Origin of the sequence: Haemophilus haemolyticus, from assembly GCF_003352385.1 — a bacterium.
GTDB classification, from domain to species: Bacteria; Pseudomonadota; Gammaproteobacteria; order Enterobacterales; family Pasteurellaceae; genus Haemophilus; species Haemophilus haemolyticus_I.
In genome coordinates this window covers 1287303-1306643 of record NZ_CP031243.1, presented here as the reverse complement: position 1 = coordinate 1306643, position 19341 = coordinate 1287303, and the positions used below count along the sequence as shown (strand labels likewise).

The 19341-nt window shown below is 37.8% G+C and carries 17 protein-coding genes; 6 read left to right on the top strand and 11 right to left on the bottom strand.

Annotated elements, in window-relative coordinates; translation table 11 throughout:
- The first annotated feature begins 122 nt into the window (after positions 1 to 122).
- The 5 genes from uspE (at position 123) to trpA (ending at position 5004) form a co-directional block, all read left to right on the top strand.
- Positions 123 to 1052, top strand: a complete 930-nt coding sequence (gene uspE / locus DV428_RS06450) for a universal stress protein UspE (RefSeq protein WP_114909110.1) — start codon at positions 123 to 125, stop codon at positions 1050 to 1052.
- A 196-nt stretch (positions 1053 to 1248) separates the two neighbouring features.
- On the top strand, positions 1249 to 2085 hold the full coding sequence (locus DV428_RS06445) for a DUF4198 domain-containing protein (protein ID WP_114909109.1): 837 nt from the start codon (positions 1249 to 1251) through the stop codon (positions 2083 to 2085).
- 140 nt (positions 2086 to 2225) lie between these two features.
- Entirely contained in the window at positions 2226 to 2984 is a 759-nt protein-coding gene (locus DV428_RS06440; protein ID WP_114909108.1) for an SDR family oxidoreductase, read from the top strand.
- 17 nt (positions 2985 to 3001) lie between these two features.
- Positions 3002 to 4198, top strand: a complete 1197-nt coding sequence (gene trpB / locus DV428_RS06435) for a tryptophan synthase subunit beta (RefSeq protein WP_114909107.1) — start codon at positions 3002 to 3004, stop codon at positions 4196 to 4198.
- The gene (trpA, locus tag DV428_RS06430) at positions 4198 to 5004 is read left to right on the top strand and encodes a tryptophan synthase subunit alpha (RefSeq protein ID WP_114909106.1); all 807 of its coding nucleotides are present in this window, start codon (positions 4198 to 4200) and stop codon (positions 5002 to 5004) included. The genes trpB and trpA overlap by 1 nt, the downstream gene beginning before the upstream one ends.
- 50 nt (positions 5005 to 5054) lie before the next feature.
- On the opposite strand, the gene DV428_RS06425 is transcribed toward trpA, so the two are convergent.
- Entirely contained in the window at positions 5055 to 5411 is a 357-nt protein-coding gene (locus DV428_RS06425) for a DsrE/DsrF/TusD sulfur relay family protein (RefSeq protein WP_065246195.1), read from the bottom strand.
- A 25-nt stretch (positions 5412 to 5436) separates the two neighbouring features.
- On the bottom strand, positions 5437 to 6390 hold the full coding sequence (locus DV428_RS06420) for an oxidoreductase (RefSeq protein WP_114909105.1): 954 nt from the start codon (positions 6388 to 6390) through the stop codon (positions 5437 to 5439).
- Positions 6391 to 6448: 58 nt separating this feature from the next.
- Here DV428_RS06420 and ybaK point away from each other — a divergent pair, with 58 nt between their 5' ends.
- Positions 6449 to 6925 carry a Cys-tRNA(Pro) deacylase gene (ybaK, locus tag DV428_RS06415; RefSeq protein WP_005631703.1) on the top strand — a complete coding sequence of 159 codons (477 nt, stop codon included), beginning with the start codon at positions 6449 to 6451 and terminating at the stop codon, positions 6923 to 6925.
- A gap of 45 nt (positions 6926 to 6970) precedes the next feature.
- Here ybaK and recD read toward each other — a convergent pair whose 3' ends face one another.
- The 9 genes from recD to DV428_RS06370 all read right to left on the bottom strand — a co-directional run bounded on the left by recD (position 6971) and on the right by DV428_RS06370 (position 19213).
- Positions 6971 to 8893, bottom strand: a complete 1923-nt coding sequence (gene recD, locus DV428_RS06410) for an exodeoxyribonuclease V subunit alpha (protein ID WP_114909104.1) — start codon at positions 8891 to 8893, stop codon at positions 6971 to 6973.
- Positions 8893 to 12501, bottom strand: coding sequence for an exodeoxyribonuclease V subunit beta (gene recB, locus DV428_RS06405; RefSeq protein ID WP_114909103.1), 3609 nt, complete (start codon positions 12499 to 12501; stop codon positions 8893 to 8895). Before recB ends, recD begins: the two co-directional genes overlap by 1 nt.
- A 93-nt stretch (positions 12502 to 12594) precedes the next feature.
- Positions 12595 to 13362, bottom strand: a complete 768-nt coding sequence (locus DV428_RS06400) for a tetratricopeptide repeat protein (protein ID WP_114909102.1) — start codon at positions 13360 to 13362, stop codon at positions 12595 to 12597.
- Positions 13363 to 13699: 337 nt separating this feature from the next.
- Positions 13700 to 14053 (bottom strand): 50S ribosomal protein L20, encoded by a 354-nt coding sequence (gene rplT / locus DV428_RS06395; RefSeq protein WP_005596075.1) that lies wholly within the window; start codon positions 14051 to 14053, stop codon positions 13700 to 13702.
- 65 nt (positions 14054 to 14118) lie between these two features.
- The gene (gene rpmI, locus DV428_RS06390; RefSeq protein WP_005596065.1) at positions 14119 to 14316 is read right to left on the bottom strand and encodes a 50S ribosomal protein L35; all 198 of its coding nucleotides are present in this window, start codon (positions 14314 to 14316) and stop codon (positions 14119 to 14121) included.
- 210 nt (positions 14317 to 14526) lie between these two features.
- On the bottom strand, positions 14527 to 14988 hold the full coding sequence (gene infC, locus DV428_RS06385) for a translation initiation factor IF-3 (protein WP_425269183.1): 462 nt from the start codon (positions 14986 to 14988) through the stop codon (positions 14527 to 14529).
- A gap of 213 nt (positions 14989 to 15201) precedes the next feature.
- Positions 15202 to 16014 carry a D-hexose-6-phosphate mutarotase gene (locus DV428_RS06380; RefSeq protein ID WP_114909100.1) on the bottom strand — a complete coding sequence of 271 codons (813 nt, stop codon included), beginning with the start codon at positions 16012 to 16014 and terminating at the stop codon, positions 15202 to 15204.
- Positions 16015 to 16088: 74 nt separating this feature from the next.
- On the bottom strand, positions 16089 to 17534 hold the full coding sequence (locus DV428_RS06375) for a sulfatase family protein (protein ID WP_114909099.1): 1446 nt from the start codon (positions 17532 to 17534) through the stop codon (positions 16089 to 16091).
- Positions 17534 to 19213 carry a solute:sodium symporter family transporter gene (locus DV428_RS06370; RefSeq protein ID WP_114909098.1) on the bottom strand — a complete coding sequence of 560 codons (1680 nt, stop codon included), beginning with the start codon at positions 19211 to 19213 and terminating at the stop codon, positions 17534 to 17536. Before DV428_RS06370 ends, DV428_RS06375 begins: the two co-directional genes overlap by 1 nt.
- Positions 19214 to 19341: the final 128 nt, after the last annotated feature.

The window sequence follows — 19341 nt, the reverse complement described above, 5'->3', positions numbered from 1 at the left end:
TGAATTTTACGCCTTTTTTGTATTCATTAAAAATAAATTTTGCACTAGATCACCTTTTTGAAAATCGCACCTTGCCATTCAAAAGATTCTTTCTTATTCTATGGTGAATTTTGGAGGTTGTTATGAAATTTAAAAATATCCTGGTTGTTCTCAATCCTGAAAATGAAAAACAATATGCTCTTGCGCGTGCCGTGCGTTTGGTGAAAGAACAAAAAAATGAAACTAAGGTAAAAATCACCGCACTTTTATCTGTATATGACTTATCTTATGAAATGTCGGCTTTACTTTCTTCTGAAGAACGTTCAGAAATGCATCAACAAGTAATCGAAAAACATCGCAATGCGGTTCAATATTACTTAGATAAATATGCAGATCCGGAAATTGAATTGCAATCTCACATTGTTTGGAATAGCAATGAAGCTGAGGCGATTAAAGAAGAAGTCGAAAGTCACAATTATGATCTTGTGGTGAAATATACTAAAGATGAGGAAAGTTTTACCTCACTTATTTTCACACCAGTGGATTGGCAGCTTCTTCGTAAATGCCCTGTTCCTGTTTTGATGGTTCGCGATGGCGATTGGAAACATCAACGCCGTATTCTTGTGGCAGTAAATGTTTCAGGTGAGCAAGACTATCAAGATGAATTTAATCAAGAATTAGTGGAAACAGGCATGTCACTTGCTGAAAATCTAAATCGTGGTAATGTTCACTTAGTTGCAGCTTACCCTTCTGCTCCAATCAATATGGCGATTGATTTACCAGAATTTAATACTTCAGGCTATGAAAATGGTATTCGTGGTCAACATCTCATTAATATGAAAGCATTGCGTCAAAAATTTGGTATTAGTGAAGACCATACTCATGTGCGTGAAGGTTTTCCAGAAGAAGTGATTCCTGAAGTCGCAAAAGAAATTGAAGCTGAGTTAGTGATTTTAGGTACAGTTGGTCGTACAGGTTTGTCAGCTGCATTATTGGGAAATACTGCGGAACATGTGATTAGTAAATTAAGTTGTAATTTATTAGGTATTAAGCCATCTAAAAAAGACGAGTAATAACAGCCATCTACATTTAGAAATTCCCTAAGTACTAAGTTTTTAGGGAATTTTTTTATGCGTTATACAAATGTTTTGTGATCTTGATCACAAATTTGAAATTTTCTCTAAACCACTATTTAAATGATAGTTATTTTCATTTAATATTTGCGCTCATTTTATAAATGCTCACCTCTATTTTTTATTAAGGAAAGGTATGAAAAAAACATTAATTGCAAGTTTATTGGTTTTAGCTGGTGCAGCGCAAGCTCATGAAGTTTGGGTTCAAGCGCCTGCAAAATTGGCATCTGGTTCTGTATTAAAAGCAGAATTAGCTTATGGGGACTACCCTTACGTAGAAAAAATTCCTGAAGCACGTTTGAAAATTTTTGCACCAATGGAAATTATTCGTCAAGATGGTGAAAAACAAACCTTAGTTCAAAAAGGTGAAAACTATCAATATCAATCAGAGAAAGCATTGTCTGATGGTTCTTATTGGGTGACGGCGACTTACAAACCAACTTTTTGGTCACAAAATGCTGAAGGTTGGAAAATGGATAATTTGAAAGGATTAGAAAATCCAACTTATTGCGAACAAACTCAAATGTTTGGTAAAAGTCTTGTTACAGTTGGTAAAAAGCCATTAAATGCAGAAATGGCAATGACAAGAGTAGGTTTACCGCTTGAAATTGTTCCTCTGCGTGATCCAAGCAAAGCGAAATCAGGTGAACCGTTCCCTGTTCAAATTTTCTACCAAGATCAGCCATTAGCAGGCGAAACTGTAATTGCAACCGCTGATACTATTGTCGTGAAAGATCTTGAAGCAAGTACAAGCCATCGTGAACCACAAGGTTTTTCAGGTAAAACAGATAGTCAAGGACGTGTGAATATCATTCCATTAATTGATGGTATTTGGAAAATTAAAGTCATTCACAAAACACCATTTGCAGATCAACAAATTTGTCAGCAATCTGCAAGCTATAGCACATTAATTTTACCAGTTGGTAAAGGATTGGCTAAACTCCCACCAAAACCAGAACACCATCATCATTAATTTTGAAAGTGCGGTGGAATTTCACCGCACTTTTTTGCTTTTATTTTCCTGTCTTTTTCTTCAAATTTCTTCAGAAACTCCTATATTTTTTTGTACTAGCGTAGTAGTATAAAGATATCGTAAATAAAAAGGAGAGAATGATGTCTAAAATTGCCCTTATTACTGGTGCTACCGCAGGATTTGGTACTGCAATCTGTAGAACGCTTATTCAAGCTGGATATTTTGTAATTGGTACTGGCCGTCGTACCGAACGTTTAACTTTACTAAAAGCTGAATTGGGTGAAAAATTTCTTCCTCTTGCTTTCGATATATCTGATCGACTAGCCACTGAAGAAGCAATTAAATCTTTACCTACACAATGGAAAAATATTGATTTACTCGTTAATAATGCAGGATTGGCTCTTGGCTTAGAATCTGCCGATAAAGCGAATCTTGATGATTGGGAACAAATGATTGATACCAATATTAAAGGATTGGTGAATATTACTCGATTCGTTTTGCCTCAAATGGTAGAAAGAAATACGGGCCATATTATTAATTTAAGTTCAATTGCAGGTACCTACCCTTACCCAGGCGGTAACGTATATGGTGGTACAAAGGCTTTTGTGACACAGTTCAGCTTAAATTTACGTGCAGATTTGGCGGGTAAAAATATCCGTGTTACTAGCGTAGAACCAGGGCTTTGTGGCGGAACAGAATTTTCTAATGTGCGTTTTAAGGGCGATGATGATCGCGCGGCAAAAGTCTATGAAAACGTACAGTTCGTCACACCACAAGATATTGCAAATATGGTTTTATGGCTCAATCAGCAACCAGAACACGTTAATATTAATCGCATTGAAGTGATGCCAACAGCACAAACTTTTGCACCACTTAATGTGGCAAGAAATTCAAATTAAAATAATAAGGAAACACAATGTCAGAAACTCTTTTAAATCCCTATTTTGGTGAGTTTGGTGGTATGTATGTACCAGAAATACTCGTGCCAGTGCTTAAACAGCTTGAGAAAGCCTTTGTCGAAGCGAAAGACAATCCTGAATTCCAACGTGAATTTCAAGATTTACTCAAAAATTATGCCGGAAGACCGACCGCACTTACCCTTTGTCGTAACCTAACAAAAGGTACTAAAGCGAAAATCTATCTTAAACGTGAAGATTTATTACACGGTGGCGCTCATAAAACCAATCAAGTTTTAGGACAAATATTATTGGCTAAACGTATGGGCAAAACGCGTATTATTGCCGAAACAGGTGCGGGTCAGCATGGTGTTGCTACTGCCCTTGCTTGTGCTATGTTAGATATGCCATGCCGTATTTATATGGGCGCAAAAGATGTTGAGCGTCAATCGCCAAATGTATTTCGTATGCGTTTAATGGGTGCGGAAGTGATTCCTGTACAAAAAGGCTCTTGCTCTTTAAAAGACGCTTGTTGTGAAGCTATGCGTGATTGGTCAGCAAACTATGAAACCACCCATTATTTACTTGGAACCGCTGCAGGCCCTCACCCCTTCCCGACGATTGTGAGAGAATTTCAAAAAATGATTGGGATTGAGACTAAACGCCAAATTCTCGAACGAGAAGGTCGTTTACCTGATGCGGTAATTGCTGCTGTTGGCGGTGGTTCGAATGCAATTGGCATGTTTACTGACTTTATTGATGAACCAAATGTACGTTTGATTGGCGTTGAACCTGCTGGGAAAGGTATTGAAAGCGGTGAACATGGCGCACCATTAGGTCATGCAAAAGTTGGCATTTATTTCGGGATGAAATCCCCTTTAATGCAAACGGAAGATGGTCAAGTTGAGGAATCCTACTCTGTTTCAGCCGGGTTAGACTTCCCTTCTGTTGGGCCTCAACATGCTTATTTACAAAGTATTGGACGAGCAGAATATCCAAGTATTACCGATGATGAAGCATTGAATGCTTTCCAAGAGTTAGCTAAACATGAAGGCATTATTCCTGCATTAGAAAGCTCACACGCTCTTGCTCAAGCCTTAAAAATGATTCATCAAGAACCTAACAAAGAACAAATTTTAGTCGTGAATCTATCTGGCCGTGGCGATAAAGATATTTTCACCGTAGATAAAATTTTGACAGAAAAAGGAATGAAATAATGAGCCGTTTTGAAACTCAATTTGCTGCGCTTAAAGCAAAAAATGAAGGAGCATTTGTTCCTTTCGTCACCTTATGTGACCCTACTTTTGACCGCTCTTTTGAGATTATTTGTACGCTTGTAGATAACGGTGCGGATGCTTTAGAGCTTGGTTTTCCTTTTTCAGATCCGCTACTTGATGGCCCGGTGATCCAAGCTGCGAATAATCGTGCTTTAACTGCGGGTCATAGCACTGAAGATAGCTTTAAGTTATTAGAAAAAGTGCGGTCAAAATATCCAGAAATTCCGATTAGCTTATTACTTTGTGCCAATTTAATTTTTGCTAAAGGTTTAGATGCTTTTTATCAACGCTGTGCAGAAGTTGGTGTTGATGCTGTGCTTGTAGCAGATATTCCGTTACTGGCAAAAGAAGATTATGTGCAAGCAGCTAAAAAACACGGCATTCAATCAGTATTTATTTGCCCGCCAAATGCAGACGAAAAAACGATCCAAGGTGTAGCCGAAAATAGCGAGGGCTATACTTATCTAGTCTCACGCGCAGGCGTAACCAGTGCTGAAAATCAAGCTCACGCAGCAAATTTAGATACCCTTGTAGAACAGCTTAAGGCGCATAATGCCCCGCCAATTTTACAAGGCTTCGGCATTGCTCAACCAGAGCAAGTGAAAGAAGCGTTGTCTTTGGGGGCTGCGGGTGCGATTTCAGGTTCGGCAACGGTGAAAATTATTGAGCGAAATTTAGATAATCACGAGCAATGTTTAGCTGAATTAGCTGAATTTGTTCAAACAATGAAAGCTGCAACAAAATAAGCAAAAAAGAACCCGCACTTGTGGCGGGTTTCCTTTATCTATCGAGAAAATTAAAAATTTAATACTTTATCGGCTTCCATTGTCCAGTCTGCCAGCTCTGCTAACGTGCCGATTTCCACGCCCTCCGCCAACGGCAATTCAGTGATACCACGAGCATTTGTACAGGTTTTACAAAGTTTAATTGTTGCCCCTTGTGCCGTTAAAATTTCCAACATTTGTTGTAAATGATACCCTTCTGCTGGATTTTGTTTTGCTAAACCGCCAGTTACCGCATCAGACATTAAAAATACTTTTAAATTAACCGCACTTTTATGCTGCTCTTGCAACTGTAACGCCAAACGTAATGCACTAAAAAAATGTTCATCACCATAAGGGGATGAATGGATAATAAATAGAATATTTTGCATACTCTTCTCCTTAATTTTCTTGGTATTAATAACCTTGCTGATAAATTCCTTCCAACAATTTCACTGAAAGTAAGGCGAGATTAAAGTGTTGTTCATCTGCCACAGACCAAAATTCTACGCCATTTTCTACCGCACTTATTTGGCTTAAATGAAGTTTTACTGATTCTTCGCCATTTTCTTGTTCTCCATTAAGTACAGGCGTAATTAAGGTTTCTTCTAAAGCAATAAGCTCGCTATTTTGAGGCTGATAGTCGAAATCATAATCTGAAAGTGCGGTGACTTTTTGTGCCAATCCATAAAATACAGGTACTTGGATTGCATGGAATGTGGCACGCTCTAATTGCGGAAAAATTCGTTGTAATTGATTCGATAAACTAGGTGCTTGATACGGATAAACATCAAATGCTAAGCGCGTTTCTTCTTCGTCTAATGGAATACCATTTAATAAACGGGCTGTTTGTCCCGCAAGTTTCGTCACGGTTTCAGCATCCGTATAAGAAGCCGGCAATAAAGAAGTGACAAACACTTGATTAAGATTCGTCTCTTGTAAAATCGGGGCAAGGGTTAAAGCAAGTTGGCTTACTTGTGGATCAGGCAAGCTAACAATGTTACGTTGTCTCAGTTCAAATAATTGTGATTCATTTACCGTTGGGACAACAACGGGCACATCCGAAAGCGCGCTGCAAACGCCTAACATATCAATGACAATACAGCCTTGCTCTGCTGCTTGCGCAATATGGGCAACTTGCTCAAGTTTTCCTGCAAAAAAGACATAATTAAAATCAGCCCACTCAACTTCATTTGGAGAAAGTTGTTCAACGCCTTTATTGCGAAAACGAATATTTTGTTCTTCTTCAAAAGGTATCATTTCAACAATAGAAATTTTACTAATTTCAAGCGCACTTTGTTCTAAACGCTCTACAATTTTTTCACTTAATTCAAATTCTGCTGCTATCGCAATATTTAAGGTTGCGTCCATTTTTCTCTCCGCTGTAAAATAATCGGCATTATTTTACACCAAAACCAGGAACGAAATAATGACACCTGCAATTGATTTACTTAAAAAACAAAAAATTCCTTTTATCTTGCATACTTATGATCATGATCCAAACAATCAACATTTTGGTGATGAAGCGGCAGAAAAATTAGGCATTGATCCTAACCGCTCTTTTAAAACCTTACTTGTAGCGGAAAATGGCGATCAGAAAAAACTCGCTTGCTTTGTGCTTGCAACGGCCAATATGCTGAATTTAAAGAAAGCAGCAAAATCTATCGGTGTGAAAAAAGTGGAAATGGCGGATAAAGATGCGGCGCAAAAAAGTACAGGTTATCTTGTGGGGGGGATTAGCCCTCTCGGTCAAAAGAAACGCGTTAAAACCGTGATAAATTCAACCGCACTTGAGTTTGAAACGATTTATGTTTCAGGCGGAAAACGTGGGTTAAGTGTAGAAATTGCGCCACAAGATTTAGCAAAAGTATTAGGTGCAGAATTTACTGATATTGTTGATGAATAACTGATGGATTTATAAATTTAAAGGCGGATTCATTCCGCCTTTTGACTACTTTAACTCTTCCAATAATTTACCCAATCCACTCTGGCGTTTTACGGTCTGGCGAATTGCTGTTTTCCATATTTTTTCATCGGCAAATACAGTGAGTTCTTTTTTCGCACGAGTGACACCCGTGAAAACTAATTCTCTCGATAATACTGGATTTACTTCTGTTGGAAGCACCATGACGGTATGTTCAAATTCGGAACCTTGAGATTTATGAATCGTCATCATAAAAGCGGGTTCATGTGCTGGAATTCGGCTTGTCAGCACTTCTCGATTGCCAAACCATACTTTGCCATTTGCCAAGCACAGTCCAATATCGCCGTTATAAAGGCGAACATTATGATCGTTTTCAGTAATCATAATTGGCTTGCCGATATACCAATCTTGTTCATTACGGAACCAAAGCAATTTTTCCTCTCGCAACGCTAATGCGATTTCTTTATTGAGATTTTCAACACCTAAATCGCTATTACGAAGTGCGGTTAAAAATCTCACAGAATTAAATTGCGCTTGAATAGCTTCGGCATAGGAAATGCCTTGTTCATTTTTAGCGTTAGGAGCAATTTTTTGTTTACGTAAATCATCCAACATTTTTAAGAAAGTGCGGTAATTTTTCACCGCACTTTTCACCACTTGATTGACCGCATCGCGTTCATCATTTAAGGCATTAAAGTGCAATTCTTGAGGATAATGTTCAAATAACCCAAGGCTATCGTCTGCTTTGCCTTTTTGAATGAATTCAGCCAACTTGCCAATACCTGAATCTTTATCAAAACGGCGACTTTCTGTTAGATGGCATAAACAATCACGTATTAGATTTGAACAATCAGAACCTTTTACTTCGTATCCTGTCGTCGCTTGCAAATACGTAGCTTGTTCATGACTATAAGGTTGAGTAACAAATTGAGCTAATTCTCCCAATACTGCCCCCGCCTCAACAGAGGCTAATTGCGCCTGATCGCCTAATAAAATTAATCGAGTTTCAGGCTTTAAGGCATTGATAAGTTTTGCCATCATTGGCAAATCAATCATTGATGTTTCATCAACAACTAATACATCCAACTGCAAAGGGTTATGACTGTTATAGCGCGTGTAATCATTAAAAGCATTCACACCCAGTAAACTATGCAAAGTACTGGCTTTTTGTGGGATCGCATTGAAAAGTGAATCGGATAAATTCATTTTTTCTTGCATAAAACCTAACGCATTTTTAATCGACTCTTCCAAACGAGAGGCGGCTTTGCCAGTCGGTGCAACCAATTTGATGTGTAATTTACAATCAAATAATTCTTGTAGAACGAGCAATAAACGCGTAACTGTCGTGGTTTTTCCTGTTCCTGGGCCGCCTGTAACAATCGAAAATGGACTTTTAATCGCTGTTGCCACCGCCACTTTTTGCCAATCTATTTTTTCCTGTTTTTCAGGGAAATATTTATCTAATTTTTGACGAATTTCATCATAAGAAAAGGCTAAAGTGCGGTGTTTTTTTAAAGTGTTTTTTATATATTGCGCGATACGATATTCATCTTGCCAAGCGCGATAGAAATACAACGCGCCAAATTGAAATGCCATTGGCGCAATTTGATTGACGGGATCTTGCGTAAATGCCATATGCCCGCACAACGCATTTTGCCAATCTTCCACAGGTAAATAACCAATTTTTTTGCGAATTTCAGCTAAATAATCTTCTTCCGTTGTACGATAAGCCAAGCCAAATAAATTATGTTCTAAATAGCGATCTAATTGGCTGCAAGTATTTCCCTGCGTATAACGCCAGCTACAAAGTGCGGCTAATAATATGGCTAAATTTTTGACTGGTTCCGCATAATCCGTATGACATTGTTTATCAGCTATCAACTTAGCAAAATAATAATCACCTTGAGAAAGAATGCCCTGCTCTTTAAGTTTGTATAATACAGATAACATTAAAACACCCCGTCTAATTCTGTGATTAATTCAACGCTTGGACGATCGTAAAATACGCCAGATTGTGGCTCACCATTCATTCCACGTAAGAAAAGATAAAATACCCCGCCGAAATCTCGCGCATAATCGTAATGAGGCACAACGCTTTGCAAATAACGATGTAATGCCAGCGTATAAATTAAATATTGCCAATCATAGTGACTGTGTAACATTTCTTTTTTCAATGCCTCTTGATTGTAATCAGTAAGGCTTGAACCTAAGAAATTAGATTTATAATCAACAAGATAATATTTCCCATTATGACGGAAAACTAAGTCAATCGAACCTCGCACCATGCCTTGAATTTGTTCAAATTGAAGTGGATCGCTTGGCAAATGATGATGGGCTTTCAACGTGCGATTAAACGCATCAACATCAAAATGTTCCCGAATAGCCAGATAAAATGGCATTTCTTTAATGCAATCTTTATTTACCAAATCAGCTAATGCTATTCCTATTTCATGAGAAAGTGGCGTATGTGAAATCTGTTGTAGCCAATTTTGTAGCGGTTCTGTAAGGGTTTCATCTAACTGTAAGGATTGTCTTAATTTGTCAATTTCTTCTGTATTTGCTAAATCAGAAAAATAGCAATTTTCAAAATGGCGATGCAATGCAGTCCCGACTTGTTTACCTCGTGGCAAATCTAAAATGTTTGATTCATTTTCGTTTAAAAGCGCGGTTGAAATTTCAATAGCATTTTGGCTATCGTAATCTTTTACGTCATCAAAAACAGCGTGTTTTTTACCCGCACTTTCAGCGAAATAATTTTGTCGACGATGACCTTGTTCAATTGAAGTAAAACTGATTATTCGCCAATCTTGCTCAATATTACCCGTAAATTCTGCGGCTTTAAGATCATCATTTTTTGTATTAATTGATAAAGCCGTCAAAGCCTCTAAATTTGGCTTAGTGCAGATTTCCACATTATCTTGCATTTTTTCTTTAAAGGTTTGCAACAACGTCTCGGTATTTTTAGAATCTGACAAATTTATTTCTTTGCCTATTTCGCCTTGGCTTAATACATAATGTAAGGCATTCCATTTTTTATCAAATTGCGTAGGCAAAGCGAATGCCATTTGATATTTGGCACGGGTTAAAGCCACATAAAGTAAACGTAACTCTTCCGCAAAAGTTTCTTCATAAAGTGCGGTCAAATTACGATTTTCCATATCCCATAAGGTTTCATCTCGTTCTTTAGAATAATAAATATTGATGTCTTTTTTACTTGGATCTTTGCTCGGCACCGCTAAAAATGGTAGCCAAACTAAATCATATTCTAAGCCTTTAGATTTATGGATTGTTACTATTTTTACCAACTGGCGTTCACTTTCTAAACGAATTTGAGCCTCTTGACGACCTTCGCCTTGAATTTGTTTTTCAAACCAACTGAGCAATGCCGCTTCACTTTCGTGTAGCGTGGCAGCTTGTTGTAAAATTTCTGCCAAATGTAGGAAATCCGTTAAATCTCGCTCGCCCGTGGCTTGGCTTAATAATCGCTCTGAAATGCCTTGCTCCAATAAAATTTGGTGGAGCATGACCAATATTCCTTGGCGTTGCCAAGTTTGTTGGTATTGAGTAAAGCTATCTGCCCAACGTTGCCAGTCTGCCTCATTTTGCTGAATTTGATGAATATCCGCTGCATTTAAGCCAAAAAGTGCGGTCGCAATTGCGTTCAAAATTGGACGTTCTGCCACATTCAAACAGGCTTTAAGCACCCAAGCTAATTCTTTCGCAACATTGCTATCAAATACGCTATTTTGATCAGAAAGATAAACTGACGCGATCCCCAATTTTTGCAATTCATTTTTTACTAAAGCCGCTTCATTTTTATCACGCACCAACACGGCAATATTCGCCGCTTGCAATGTTTTACAAGTATCTTCGTTTTGAAAAACTGCCTGATTTTCTGCCGCACTTTTTAGCCAATGTTGAATAGAAATAGCACATATTTTTGCCATTTCAGTTTTATTCACTTTGTCACTTTCTGTCAGATAAAAACGATAAGCTGGTTCGGCTTTGCCATTTAAATAAAATCGAAGATGATCATCACGAGAATCAACAGCAGTAAAGTTAATATTTTGATAAATAAATGGCGATTGAGGAAAATCAAACAACGCATTGACGCCATCAACCAGATTCTTCTCTGAACGATAATTTTTAGTGAGTTCAAAGCGAGATTGGGCTTCATCCGATGCTTTTAGATAAGTAAAAATATCTGCGCCACGGAAACGATAAATCGCCTGCTTCGGATCACCAATCATAATAAAACCAGTATTTTTTTCGGGATTATCACGATAAATTTTTGAAAAAATAGCGTACTGTTGTGAATCCGTATCCTGAAATTCATCAATCATCGCAAAAGGATATTGGAAACGAATCATTTCCGCTAATTCATCTCCTTGCGCACCTTGCAAGGCTTCATAAAGCAAACGCAATAAATCATCAAAGGATTTTTCTTGGTGATTAAGTTTATAGTCTAAAAGTTTTTGTTGTAAGCCTTGTCGATAATGATAAAGAATAACTCGACGAAGTAAATCTGGAGACATTAAAGCATTTGCACGATCTTCTAATTCAGTAAAAATCGGGGCAATAAAGGGGGATGCGCCCTCCTCACCTTTTTCACCTAAAGCTGATTGAGTGAAATACGATATCAAGGTTTCATTCAGTACATAATCACGGGGATCATTTGCCCAGGCGTTTACTTGATCAATCCATTTCGCTAAACGTGATGTATTATAACTTCGACGGCTTAAGGATTTAGGCTCGCCTTTTGCATAATCTTTATTCAATTCTTCTGTAATTAATTCAGAAATTTTACCCGCACTTTCTAACCAAAAGCGTTTTAGTGCCTTGATATCTTTAAAATACTCACCAAGATATTGGTGTAAAAATTCTGTGATAGAAATAGATAATGCCTGTTGGTTCTCCAAATCAACAATTAAATTTTTGCCTAAATCAGATTTTAATAGGGATAACACGTAATCTGGTGAACCTAGTTCATTCGCAATAAAGTCAGCCATTTCAAAAGGCAATGGATAAAAATGTTCTCGCCAAAATTCATTAGCAAAACGAACCAACAAGTCCGATTGATCTTTAATTAATTCTAAATTGAAGTGAATGCCAGAATGGAAAGCATATTGCATCAACATACGGCGACAAAAACCGTGAATGGTATAAATCGCCGCCAAATCCATATTTTGTTCAGCTAACTTTAAGCGATGAATTGCCTCAAAAATGTTCAAATTATCACAAAGTGCGGTAAGAAATTCATCATTTTTAAATGCGGATTTATCTTGGGTTTCTGCAAAGGCAATGAGTTTATCAATCGCATCTGTTATACGCTCACGAATTTTTTTCTTGAGTTCTTCTGTCGCCATTTCCGTAAAAGTTACCACCAGAATTTCTTCCACATTTAACGGACGAGAAAAGTTATTTTCCCCCGCCTTTAATAAAAGTCGGAGATATAAAGAACCAATAGTGTAGGTTTTCCCCGTACCAGCAGATGCTTCGATTAAGCTAATTTGATTTAAAGGCAACGTGATAGGATTCAGTGGGATTGTTTCGGTCATAGATTTTAACAGATGAGAACTAATGGCATTATTTTACAAAATTTGAAGCCATAAATGCAAAAAAGGACGCTTTTCAGCGTCCTAATTTAAAAACTATTTCTCTAACTTCCTTAAATCATCACAAGCATATTGAGAACCGTTATCACAAGCCTTACGGAACCATTCTTTAGCTTTAGAAAGGTCTTCTTTTATAACATCAACAGAGAATGTTCCACTATAAAAAAGCCCCATAGCATGTTGAGCCGTTGCAGAGCCTTGTTCAGCTGCTTTGCGATACCATTTCACCGCTTCTGCATCATTTTGTTTGACCCCTATTCCAGAAAGATATACTTCCCCCATTGCATTTTGAGCATCAATATTTCCTTGTTCAGCCGCTTTGCGATACCATTTTTCCGCTTCAGAACGATCTTTTTTTACGCCTTTTCCAAGGGTATACATCACACCCAAACGAAATTGAGCATCTGCATCACCTTGTTCAGCCGCTTTGCGATTCCATTTAGCCGCTTCCGTATAATCTTGTTTTACGCCATATCCCTTGGAATACATCAACCCTAAATCAAATTGAGCATCTGCATCACCTTGTTCAGCCGCTTTGCGATACCATTTCACCGCTTCAGCATCATCTTGTTTGACACCTTCTCCCCTGCGATACATCTGACCCAAATTATATTGAGCAGTTGCATTGCCTTGTTCAGCCAATGGCAGCAAAAGTTTGAAGGCTGTTTGATAATCACGTTTATTGTAGGATTCAACGACTTGTTGAAACTGCTGTTCTGGCGTATCTGCCCAAGCAGTAGATTGAAAAGAAAAAATTGAAGTAGCTAATAATGCGCTAGTGAGAAGTGTTTTTGTCAGTTTCATAACATACCTATTAATTAACCTTAATTGAAATACCAAATTTTTTTGTTTAGCAAGATGTTTTGTTGTTATCTCTGTAAAGAGATAACAACACCCAGTATACTGGGTGCGAAAAGGTTAAAAATTAAACTTTAAATAACTAACAAAAATGCTTTTTTCTTATTTATATTTAATCATTTAAAAAATAGAAATAGGCTAAAAAACACACACTGGTTTTAGGAGGACAATTTAGCGAAATTATCAATTTAGAATGTATAGAAAAGATAGACTTATCTATCATAATAATGAAAAAAGGACGCTTTTCAGCGTCCTAATTCTTCTTTATCTAAACTTTAAAAAATTAAAGTGCAGATTTTGCTTTTTCAACTAATGCAGCGAACGCTACTTTGTCGAATACAGCGATATCAGCAAGAATCTTACGGTCGATTTCAACAGATGCTTTTTTCAAGCCGTTGATGAATTTGCTGTAAGATAAACCATTTTGACGCGCTGCAGCGTTGATACGTGCAATCCATAATTGACGGAATTGACGTTTACGTTGACGACGGTCACGATATGCGTATTGACCAGCTTTGATCACCGCTTGGAAAGCAACGCGATACACGCGTGAACGTGCACCATAATAACCTTTAGCAGCCTTAAGAACTTTCTTATGGCGTGCTCTTGCAATAACACCACGTTTTACACGAGCCATTATTTAATCTCCTATGTAATATTTTTCTAAAATGAACTAATCGTACGTTTTGCTTAAATAACGGCTTATGCGTATGGTAAGCAAGCTACTACTAAAACTTGGTCTGCTTTCGCAACCATTGATTTATGACGTAAATGACGTTTACGTTTAGTTGTTTTTTTAGTCAAAATATGACGTAAGTGAGATTGTTTACGCTTGAAACCACCAGAAGCAGTTTTTTTGAAGCGCTTCGCTGCGCCGCGTACTGTTTTGATTTTAGGCATTGTTAAAATAACTCCGCATTTTTCGTTTAAAACAACATAATCAGGCGAACTTAAAAAGTTACTTGGAAGCACTGATCATTTCCATCATAAGGCAAATTAAATTGCCTTTTCAAAAGCAGTTAGGCTGCGTAGTGTGCCCAACGTGCAGTTGTCTTTTCATTTAAGTCAAACTTAAACAAAAAGATTTGCTGAGAAATCTCAGCAAAATTCTTATTTTTTCTTCGGTGCTAACACCATTACAGCCTGACGGCCTTCTAATTTACCCGGTGCAGATTCAACGACAGAAATTTCAGCTAAATCATTTTTTACGCGCTCCAACACATCAAAGCCAATGTCTTGGTGAGCCATTTCACGACCGCGGAAACGCACGGTAATTTTTGCTTTGTCACCGTCTTCTAAGAAACGGATTAAGCTGCGTAATTTAACTTGATAGTCACCTTCGTCTGTGCCTGGACGGAATTTAATTTCCTTAACTTGCACAACTTTTTGTTTTTTCTTTTGTTCTTTAGCGGTTTTACTTTTCTCGTAAAGGAATTTACCGTAGTTCATAATGCGACAAACCGGCGGCTCTGCATTTGGGCTAATTTCAACAAGATCAAGCTCTGCTTGCTCTGACATTTCTAGGGCTTGTTGAATAGAAACAATTCCTGCTTGTTCACCATCTTGGTCAATTAAACGAACTTCTTTTACACGAATCTCTTCATTGATACGGTTTGGGCGATTTACTGCCGGCGCTTTTTTTACGGTTTTAATAATCGTATTCCTTCTATTGGTTAATAGTAAAAATCTTTTCGCTAAAAATAAAAGATTTCAAATTTGTTGCCCGTAAGGAACGGGAAAAATCCCGCGAATTCTATAGTATTCACACCACTTATGCAACAAAATTTAGCCTTTAAGCGAAATTTCTACGCTTAAACTTTCGCCAAATTCAAGCAAGTGATGGATACGCGCAGTTTCCAAGCACAACATCGTTTGATAGCCAGTTTCACTCATTCCACTAGTCTTTTTATGCCAAGGATTCCAAAGAACAAATTGACTTGCATTATGATGATGCAGTGCAATTGTACGATTGAAACTTTTATCTACGATTTGATTCTGCATTTTTTCTGCGGAATAAATGCAATCAACATTTTCAGAAATGTGACGCGGTGACGGGGCTTCTTCTTGTTGTTGGGTTAAGCTATTAAAACAAGTTTCAGGTAAACCTTGTACTTCCACTTGATTAATATCCCCAATATTGAAATAGGTATGCAACGCTGCTTGTGCAGGTTCTTCGCCATAATGTGTGAAAGTTAAATGACATTTGTCTGTGAACACCATTACAATTTTAGCTTCGATAATATTTAAATCAGAAAACAACTCAAATTCTAACCGCACTTTATGGGCTGAAATATCATAATGACTTAACTGCCATAAACGAATACGAGCTGTACCGTGCGCAGGTTGTTTTACGCCACCAAACCAAGGATAACAAATCGGTACGCCACCACGAATAGCATTGCCATTTTCGAATAATTCAACTTCACTTAACCATAATACATCTTGAGCTGTGCCTTGTGGTTGCCAGCTAAGAAGTTGTGCGCCTTGTAAAGCGATTTTTGCTGTGCCAACAGCGTGTTTTAGATGAAGAACTGGAATATCATTATGTTGAATAAGATGAAGTTCTGGTGTCAGTATTTTTAGTAATGTTATTTTCATATTTATTCCTATAATTTTAAAGGTTCAGAGATAACAAAGGGCGTATTAGATACGCCCTTAATCTACGACTTTGGTTAAATTTCGTCAATAATTCGATAAACCCAATTTTCCAGTGGGTCATTCAGACGTTTCATCTCAGCGCGCATTTCTTCTAACATCTCTTTTTTGATGCTGTTATATTGTGAATCATAAAATAAATTGTGCATTTCTTCCGGATCGTTACGGATGTCATAAAGTTCACACACATCGGTCGCATTAAATACGAGTTTGTAATCTTTACGACGCCACATACGTTGTTCAAAATACACAAAATGCCCCGCAAGCTGACCAAGTACACCTTTTCGTTGGTTATCTTGGTGCTGGCGCATAATCGGAAGAACGCTCTGCCCTTCAAAACTTTCTGGCACTTTTTGATTGGCTAAATCGAACACCGTTGAAGTTAAATCGTGAAGATAAACAAGGTTATCATCTTCTTGATTGACGCGGTCTGAATTTGGATCTTTGATAATCATCGGAATGTTGTAGGTGGCATCAAACATAAACTCCCCTTTTTCAATCATTCGATGTGCGCCCATTGCATCGCCGTGATCTGCTGTAGCCACCAAGAAAGTGCGGTCATAAAGACCGTTTTTTTCTAAGTAATCAAATAATTCACCGATTGCATCATCAATTAAGGTGATATAACCCCAGAATTTTGTGATGACTTCTTTCCAATGATCTTCGCTTGCTTCCCACATTCCCCACATTTTTGAAATTGTGCGGAAATGACCTGGTTTGCCCTCTAATGGTTTAAAGAAACTTTTATCCAGTACCACATCTTCTTTTCGATACATGGAATAATAAGGTTCTGGCACAATACAAGGCGTGTGCGGCCCCCAGAAGTTTATCCATGCAAAGAACGGTTTGCCTTCATCTAATGATTCTTGAATATATTTTTTCGCTTCATCAATGATGAAATAAGGAATCGTTTGATCTTTCGTACCTGAAAGTAAACCGCAAAGTTCTTGTACTCGTAAATGTGGGTTATCACCAAAGTAGGCACGGCTTACTTCTGGGATTTCATATCCCTTTTCTTCTAACCATTCTTTATAACGATTGGAATGTGTTGGCGGTTGGTTGAAGACTAAATTTTTATATACTCCACTGCCAGGATAGCCATAACCATCAAAGTTATGGCCTTTAATCCCGTAATCTTCGGGGACAGATTTAGTACCTACGTGCCACTTCCCTACAACATAAGTATTATAGCCAGCCAATTTACCAATATTCGGTTTTTCTTGGCTAATTTCACCTGTACCGCCTTTTTCCCCATTTTTAATAATGCCGTGAGAAGACGGCATTAATCCAGTAAAAAGTGAAGTACGTGCAGGACCGCAAACAGACGCTGGAGTGAAGGCGTTATTAAAGCGAACGCCATCTTTTGCCAAACGATCTAAATTCGGGGTTTTCACAATTTGGTGACCATAAGGCCCCAACATATCTTTACGAATTTGATCCAGTAGAATATAAATAATGTTCATTATTTAGCCTCTTTATCTCGTACAACAAATAACACGATAATTTGTAACACCGCCCATACGCCAAGCACCATTGATGGATTGCCATATTCTGATGCCATACCAAGTGGTGAAAGGAAAGTGTAAAGCGCAAGTAAACCTAAGATTAAAGACACGCTGGTTACTTTTAAGTATTTCCAGTTAGTTAAATCTACGTTACCTAAGTTTTCTTTGTTTTCAATGTAAGGTTCGCGGCGTAAGAATTGTCCTAAGATGAGCATTAATACGACATCAAATACGAATAATCCGCCCATAACATACACAAAGTTGATTTTGACATTAAACACCCAAACGATGCAGAAGTACAAGATAACGTGAGCAAGTAAAGCAATACGTGCTGCTTTGCCAGATACCGTTTTGTTAAACATACCTACGGCAAATAAAGCAACGATTGGAATATTCACAAATCCTGCGAAACGTTTAGTAATTAAGAAAATACCATCTGTACCAAACATGAGTAGCGGTGCGAAAATCATAGTGACAATCGCCATAATGGTAGAAACTTTTTTCGCGTAAGAAATTAATTCTTCTTCTGACCGAACTTTTTTGCTGATAGAAGGCAATAAGTCTTTACAGTAAATGGTTGCTGCTGAATTTAAGAATGAGTTAAAGGTACTTAAAATTGCGCCAAATAGTGCAGCAATAAAGAAACCTTGTAACCAAGTTGGCAATACTTTGTTTACTAATAATGGATAAGACGCATCAATTGGATTTACGCCTTCACCTAAAATATGGAAACTCAATAAACCAGGAAGGTTTAAAATGATCGGTAAAGTTAATAAGAATAATGCCGCAATCAAAATACCTTTTTGACCTGATTGTAAATCTTTCGCACCTAAGCAACGTTGTACGATAGCTTGGTTAGTTGTCCAATAGAAAAAGTGAACAACCATAATACCGGTGAAAATCGTTGGCCAAGGTGTGGCATCTGTTTCGCTACCAATCGCATTCCATTTTTCAATGTGCGTTGTTGTGATTGTGTGTAAACCTTCAGAGAAACTGCCATCGCCTAAATACATCAAGGCAAAGAATGGAACAAGCAATGCACCAATGACTAAAATCACTGCATTGATCGTATCTGATACCGCTACTGCTTTCAAACCACCGAAAATGGCATAAATCGCACCGACTACACCGATGGCAATCACCGTGTAAGTAATCGCTGCACCATAGCTTAAGCCGAATGCCGTTTCAAGGTTGAAGATTTTATTGAAGGCGATTGCACCAGTGTAAAGTGCGGTTGGAATTACGATGAAGAGATAAAACACCAAGAATAATGTTGACATAATCAAGCGTGTTTGACGGTCAAAACGGCTTTCAAAAAACTCTGGCACTGTTGTGTAACCGTTACGCAAATATTTCGGCAACATATAAAGTGCCAAGAAACAAAGCGGAATAACCGTTGGAACTGTCCAAGCAATCACAGAGAAATTACCTTTATAAGACACCGCATTGACACCGATTAGTTGTTCAGTTGAAAGCGATGTGAGCACCATTGAGCAGCCAATTACTAAACCGCTTAATCCGCGACCTGCCAAAAAATACCCTTTTGAAGATTTTAAATCATCCCCTTTTGTTTTTAACCAAGAAACATACGCAACCACACCAGTTACAATGAGGAAGCTGAGTATCGTCATAAGCATATATTGTTCTCCTATATCGACTAATACAGAGTAAAGATAATATAACGCTCTCTAAAGGGTTATGATAATTGTCATATTAAGATTGTGAGGTGGATCACAGAAATCATAATTGAAGATAAATTCAATGT